This is a genomic window from Nitrosomonas ureae (genome assembly GCF_900108305.1).
GTDB classification, from domain to species: Bacteria; Pseudomonadota; Gammaproteobacteria; order Burkholderiales; family Nitrosomonadaceae; genus Nitrosomonas; species Nitrosomonas ureae_B.
Genome location: NZ_FNUX01000046.1, coordinates 1 through 7,142 on the forward strand (window position 1 = coordinate 1; position 7,142 = coordinate 7,142).

At 43.1% G+C, this 7,142-nt stretch carries 4 protein-coding genes and 1 pseudogene; 4 read left to right on the plus strand and 1 reads right to left on the minus strand.

The genetic code is table 11. From position 1 onward, the window contains the following. Positions 1–294: 294 nt before the first annotated feature. A complete protein-coding gene (locus C4S39_RS14615) occupies positions 295–606 on the minus strand; it encodes an HU family DNA-binding protein (protein ID WP_103967671.1) in 312 nt (103 codons plus the stop codon). Positions 607–1,010: 404 nt separating this feature from the next. On the opposite strand from C4S39_RS14615, the pseudogene C4S39_RS14620 reads away from it, so the two are divergent. From C4S39_RS14620 to C4S39_RS14635, 4 genes and pseudogenes are all read left to right on the plus strand, one after another. After that, positions 1,011–1,998, plus strand: a pseudogene (locus C4S39_RS14620) (IS5 family transposase). 564 nt (positions 1,999–2,562) lie between these two features. Then, a complete protein-coding gene (locus C4S39_RS14625; RefSeq protein WP_103967672.1) occupies positions 2,563–5,412 on the plus strand; it encodes an SNF2-related protein in 2,850 nt (949 codons plus the stop codon). Between the two features lie 4 nt (positions 5,413–5,416). Continuing rightward, entirely contained in the window at positions 5,417–5,596 is a 180-nt protein-coding gene (locus C4S39_RS14630; RefSeq protein ID WP_103967673.1) for a hypothetical protein, read from the plus strand. Further along, positions 5,586–7,079, plus strand: coding sequence for an AAA family ATPase (locus C4S39_RS14635; RefSeq protein WP_103967674.1), 1,494 nt, complete (start codon positions 5,586–5,588; stop codon positions 7,077–7,079). Before C4S39_RS14630 ends, C4S39_RS14635 begins: the two co-directional genes overlap by 11 nt. Positions 7,080–7,142: the final 63 nt, after the last annotated feature.

Consider the following 7,142-nt stretch of genomic DNA (forward strand, 5'->3'; position numbering starts at 1 on the left):
CTAACAGCCGCATTGACGAGTTGTTGCCATTTGCGCCGGAATTCATTCAATCACTTAAATTGAAGCAATAATAGGTGGTGGGGTTGGACGCTTACGACTAATATTTGAAGTGTCAAATCAAGTGTGAGCTACTACAGATTAATAGTCGTTCAAATTTTATTTTGAATGGTTGATGAAATAACTATAGGCATTAACAGAACCTACAGTATAATTTTCTTCATATAACCTTCCCCAGGGAATTGTTATACCTTGATGATTCCCTGGATTCTTTTAATCAAAACTTACCTGATCGTATTATTCTTTTTTTGCAGTCTGTTTAGTCCCTGCTGATTTAGCTGTTGCAGCATCAGATAGAGCTTTACCTGGCTTGAATTTAACAACCTTTTTGGCAGGGATTGTGATGGTTTCTCCGGTCGCTGGATTGCGGCCTTCGCGACCTGCGCGTTCTGTCACTGAAAAAGTACCAAAACCCACTAACTGAACATCGTTGCCACTTGCCATAGCTTGTTGAATAACTTCAAGCAATTCGTTCAGCATGGCAGTTGTTTGGGCTTTGGTGGTTTTAGAACGAGTAGCAACGGCTTCAATCAATTCAGTCTTGTTCATGAGGATGCCCTATTAGTAGTTTAAGAAGTGGATGGTAATCTAGCAGGGTATAATGTGAAAAATCAATAACTTTTATTCAGCTTATACATTTATCACCTGAAAACTTATTTTATTCGTAAATATAAGACAGAGTAGGGTCTCAATCCTCAATGAATTGATTTTAATATTGCTATAAGTATATGGTATAAAAATAAATAAGATCAACATGGGACTTTTGGAGATTTGTCTTCAAAAGTCTCCAGTGAAATATACGCTACATAGCACCATGCATAAATTTGAATTAGTATTAATCCAATTCTTCACCCCTTAGGGCGTTAAGGAAACACTAATCTATTCGATCACATCGAATTGACTTGCAGAGGTTTGATAAAATACATCGATATTGATAAATATGGAATAGAACGATGCAATCAAGCTTTTCTGACCTGGAATATGCGGCAAAGAAGAAACAAAAACCCGACGTGATCGTTTTCTGGTTGAAATTGAAGCTGCAACACCCTGGACACCCCTGTTGAATGTTATTGCCCCGTACTATCCGGTTAGCGGTAGGCGAGGTCATCCACCGATTGGTTTGGAACGGATACTGCGGATGTATATTGTGCAACAGTGCTTTGGTTTTTCGGATGAAGGCACGGAAGATGCTGTATACGATAGCCAAGCAATTCGTTGCTTTGTTGGTATTGATCTGAATCGGGAAGCGGTACCGGATGCTACGACTCTGCTGAAATTTCGCCATTTGCTGGAAGCGCATCATCTGACGGAATCCATCTTTGATGCAATCAATGCACACCTGGCTGAACGCGGACTATTTCTTCGCGAAGGTACGATTGTTGATGCTACGCTGATTTCAGCACCTCCTTCGACTAAGAACAAGGAACGGGCACGGGATACCGAAATGCATCAAACCAAGAAAGGCAAGCAGTGGCACTTCGGTATGAAGGTACAACATCGGTGTCGATGCGCAATCAGGGTTTGTTCACACCCTGATCGGAACGGCAGCCAATGTCCACGATGTTACTCAGGCACAGGCGCTGCTGCATGGTGATGAAACCGATGTGTTTGGTGATGCGGGCTATCCAGGTGTTAAAAAACGAGAAGAGAATCTTGAATTGCCCGTAACCTGGCATATTGCGATGCGCCCTTCCAAGCGCAAGGCATTGCCCAAAACAACAGTAGGCGAACTGATGGAGAAGCTTGAACATGCAAAAGCCAGCATTCGCGCCAAGGTTGAGCATCCCTTTCATGTCGTAAAGAATCTGTTCATGCATCGCAAAACCCGCTACAAAGGGATGGCCAAAAATAATGCTCAGATGTTTTTCACTGTTTGGGCTTGCCAACTTGCTGCTGGCTCGCCGGTGGTTATGTAGCTCTGACAGCCAGATTGCGTCTTAAAGACAAGAAATGAGGGAAATAATGCAAGAAATAGCGCAATTCAAGTCAGAATATGGCAAATTCTAACCCAATATCCCAAAACCGCTCGCTTGGCCCTAGTGTGCGGTGAATTAATCAGTGTTTCCTTAACATGTAGATTGAAGAATGTACCTGACACCTCACTGCAAGCAGCGGGGTGCTTTTGTGTTATGAGAAACAAAAGATAGGTAAAAAAAATTTTAAGAAACACTAATCGATATTAACTGCATTCAAAAAATAAAAATAATGGGGAAATCGCGTTAGTTATGGCCGATAGAACCCCATCTATACTCAAAGTATTTATTGATAACCATATGAATTACTTTATAATTCTTTATTTTTTCTAACTCGAGCATACTATGAAGGAGGTTCTGTGGAGATAGTCGTAATCATAATTCGTATATTTACCTCCTATTGCATGAAAGATTTAGAAGCCCGCATTGCATTGATCGATAGCATTGAACTAAGAAGGTGCATGTTCCAATATGGCATTGGATGCAGTAATGTAGATTTTTTTGCGTGGTGTACAAATGGCGGTAGTAACGCGTGATAACACCATACCAAGCCAAATATTACGCGCACGAATTAACGAAGCGTTTCCCTTCCGATAGCAATGAAAAACTGGCTGGCGCACTTGTTGATGCGCAGGTTGATCTGAATCCACATCAGATTGAAGCAGCTCTCTTTGCTTTTCGCTCTCCTTTATCTAAGGGTGCATTGCTGGCGGACGAAGTTGGTTTGGGAAAAACTATCGAAGCGGGACTTGTCCTTTCTCAAAGATGGGCAGAGCGGAAACGCCGCATTTTGATTATCACCCCATCCAACTTGCGGAAACAGTGGCATCAGGAATTACAAGAAAAATTTTTTCTTCCGTGTCGCATTCTTGAAGCCAAAGCCTATAACAATGCTATAAAGATCGGTAATTTCCAGCCCTTTGAAATCAAAGATAGTATCGTTATCTGCTCGTACCAGTTTGCTCGTAGTAAAGCCGTGGACGTGCATAGAATTCCGTGGGATTTGGTTGTTATTGATGAAGCACACCGTCTTAGAAATGTTTACAAAACATCTAATGTTATTGCTAATACTCTCAAAAATGCATTGCAAAATGCGCCCAAGCTACTTTTGACGGCAACACCACTGCAAAATTCCTTGCTGGAGCTATTTGGCTTGGTGAGTTTTGTCGACGAACAGACTTTTGGAGACCTCAAAAGTTTCAGAGAGCAATTCATGCACTTGAATGAAGATCAGGTCTTCAATACGCTAAAGGCTCGATTAAAGCCAGTCTGTCATCGCACTCTGCGCCGCCAAGTCCAGTCTGTGCCTTATACCAACAGATTGCCAATGGTGGAACGATTCACGCCTGAAGAAGGTGAGGACAAACTCTATCATCTGGTATCGGAATATTTACGCCGCGAAAATCTGCAAGCGTTACCGAATAGCCAGCGCTCCCTGATGACACTGGTTCTGCGGAAATTGCTTGCGTCTTCTACCTTCGCTATCGCGGGCGCATTGGAAACCTTAATTGCAAGATTAAAAATCAAGCTTGCCAAACAAACTCCATCTTTATCACTCGAAGAAGAGCTGGATGAAGATTATGAGTCCTTGGATGAAACAGCAGAGGAATGGGAAGAAAATGGTGAAGTAGAATTCCTATCCGAAACCGATCAAAAAGCCCTGGCAAGGGAAATCGCCGATCTTGAGACTTTCCGCGATTTGGCTGTTTCTATCACCTACAATGCCAAGGGAAAAGCCCTTATCACTGCACTGGAAAAAGCCTTTTCCACACCAAGTCTGCCGCGCAAGGCTATTGTCTTCACAGAGTCCCGTAAAACGCAGGATTACCTCATGCGCCTACTTACAGAAACTCCCTACAAAGACGGAATCGTTCTCTTTAATGGCTCAAACAACGATCCAAAATCCAAAGAAATTTATAAGGAGTGGCTGAATCGCCATGAAGGAACAGACAAAGTAACTGGCTCAAAAACTGCGGATATGCGCTCTGCCCTCGTCGATTACTTCCGCGATAAAGGGCAAATCATGATTGCCACAGAAGCAGGATCGGAAGGGATTAATCTTCAATTCTGTGCTTTGGTCGTAAATTACGACCTACCATGGAATCCGCAGCGTATTGAACAGCGTATTGGACGTTGCCATCGCTACGGACAAAAGCATGATGTAGTGGTTGTAAATTTTATTAACCTAAAAAATGAAGCAGATCAGCGCGTTTTTCAACTTTTGTCCGAGAAATTTCACTTGTTTGAAGGTGTTTTCGGTGCAAGTGATGAAGTGCTGGGCGCAATTGAATCGGGTGTTGATTTTGAACGCAGGATTGCTGAAATCTATCAAAGATGCCGCGAACCAGAAGAAATCAAAGCTAGATTTGACCAATTGCAACAGGAACTCAACGCGCAAATCAGCGATTCTATGACACACACCCGCAGACAATTGCTGGAAAATTTCGATGCCGAAGTTTTGGAAAAGCTCAAGGTGAACAAGGAAACCAGCGAAGCTGCCTTAAGCCGCTATGAACGAATGTTAATGGATGTCACTCATTTTGGCTTACAGGAGCATGCTGCTTTTACAGATGATCGCAGGGATAGTTTTCGCTTAAACAGCCTACCATTTGAAGCTGCAAACGATGAGATCCCACTGGGCCTATACGAACTACCACGCCGCAGTGGAGAGGCGCACCTTTATCGCCTTGGCCATCCCTTGGCGCAAAAACTGCTCGAAAAGATAAAATCTGAATCATCAGAAGCAGCGGATGTGATATTTGACGCATCAGGTGCACGACCGAAGGTTAGTGCATTGGAGCCATATATCGGAAAATCAGGTCAGTTGTCTCTATCTATTCTGACAATTGAAGCCTTGGATCAGGTGGAAGACTATTTGTTATTTTCTGCCCATACGGATGACGGACAGAGTCTGGATCATGATCTTGCCAAGCGACTATCCATGTTGCCAATACAGTCCTTGCAATCTGGTATAACACTAGATGACAGCACACTAAAAAATCTTGCCAATGAGCAAAAGGCAGAAATTCAACTTAAAATTTCCGAACGCAATGCTCAATTCTTTGAACAAGAAGCGGACAAACTAGATGGCTGGGCAGAAGATTTAAAAGTCACACTGGAACGTGAGATCAAGGAAATGGATAGGACGATTAAAGAAGCAAAACGCGCCGCCACCCTTGCATTAACGCTGGAAGAAAAATTAGCAGGTCAGAAGCAGGTTAAGACTCTTGAGAGTCAGCGCAACGAGAAGCGCCGCAGACTGTTTGATGCACAGGACGAGATTGATCGCAGGCGTGGAGAACTGATTGCTGAAATTGAGGGAAAGCTGAAACAAGAGGTTTTTCTTTCTGAAATTTTCAAAATTTCTTGGACACTGGAATAGTCACATGGAAACACCGTCAAAACAGCTATCTGAAATCGTACTGACAAAACTCGTGGAAGCAGGACTTCTTCGGGGAAGCGATAAACAAAAGTATCTATCAAAATTTGCAGAGGGCAAGATCTCACAAGAAGATTGGCGGTTGTCAATCGAGCTGGCCAAAGCGGAGGAAAAGAATGATGAGTAACTCTTCTTTGAAAAGCCTAAAAATTGAACATTTGCGCGGCTCAGTTGTTCCATTCACCTTAAATTTTGAGGCTGGAAAGAAGCTAACCGTAATCTACGGAGAGAATGGCACTGGCAAGACAACCATATGCGATGCTTTAGAATTCATTTCAAAAGGCAAAATTGGCTCACTTGAAAACCGTGGATTAGGCGGCAAACTAAATAGCTACTGGCCGTCTCTTGGCAAGAAATCATCAGATATAAACGTAACGCTTGAGACGCATAACTCAAGCTGCTCTGCACAATTAGTAAAGAATAATGTCATTATGAATCCTGCCGATAAAAAGCCCGCTGTAGAGGTTTTGAGAAGAGGACAAATTCTAGGGCTTGTAGAAGCAAATCCGGCTGATAGATACAAAGAGATAAAGAGATTTATTGATGTAACTGGCGCTGAAAGTTCAGAAGCTGCCCTAAGAGAGCTTATTAAGAATCTTGAGAAAAGCCGTGATACAGCAGTTGCTCGTGTTCAAGAGAACGAAACTGCCATTTCTCAGTTCTGGATAACAGCGGGCAGCCAAGGAAAAGACTCTTTATCATGGGCGAAAACCCAAGCGGAACAAGATTTAGAGGCAGTTGAGAAATCTATCAAAGATTTAATCGCTTTGAAGGCAGCTTATGCCTTATTGCAAGGCTACCCACCAAAATATAAGCAAATAGAAACAAATGTCACAGCGGCAAAAGCCAAGCTCACTGAAACAACAGCGAGTCTGCAAGCCGCCCTTTCTAAAACTGCTGAGGGCGCGGGAGAGCTGATTGAAGTCCTGCAAGCGGCAAAAACATATATCGGAGGGAAATCCCCTGTAGAGTTTTGCCCTTTGTGCGAAAGTGCAGAAAAAGCACCCGGTTTGGAACAAGCTATTGATCTGCGCCTTGGGCAATTCCAAGAACTGAGAATAGCAAAACAGAACAATGATTCAGCGGTCAAGATACTAGCTGATAATGAGTCCATGCTGGTAAGGCTGCGCTCTGATGCCGCAACTGCCGCTTCTGATTTTGAGACAAAAAAATCTATAGTTTTGCCGAATACTGAGATTAAAACCCCAGATCAATCTGCCCCTTCGGAGTTGGAGAAACTTGAAGAATGGCTCAGTAATTCTTCAACCTTACCTGAGGAATGGCTCAAACTTGAAACCGAGTGGCAGGGTTTAAACAAGTTTGTAGAGACCCTCAGACAAGCTATCAAAACCTATGAGACAAATTATCAGGAACAAAAGAAACTGGATGTCTTGCTGCCCCAGTTGAAGGATGCCTTAGAGATTGTTTCCAAGGAAAGAATTACCTTTACCGATGGCATACTTAAGAAAATTGCGGATGACGTGGGAAAAATCTATGAGAAAGTCCATCCTGGAGAAGGGCTGGATAAGATCAGTCTCGAACTAGACCCCGACAAACGTGCCTCTTTGGAAATTGGTAGTAAGCGTCCAACCCGACCATCTAAAAATTAGAAATAGATCTGGCTATCCTCGAATATTTTCACGGAGGTTAGCCGATGACATCACGGGAGCGAC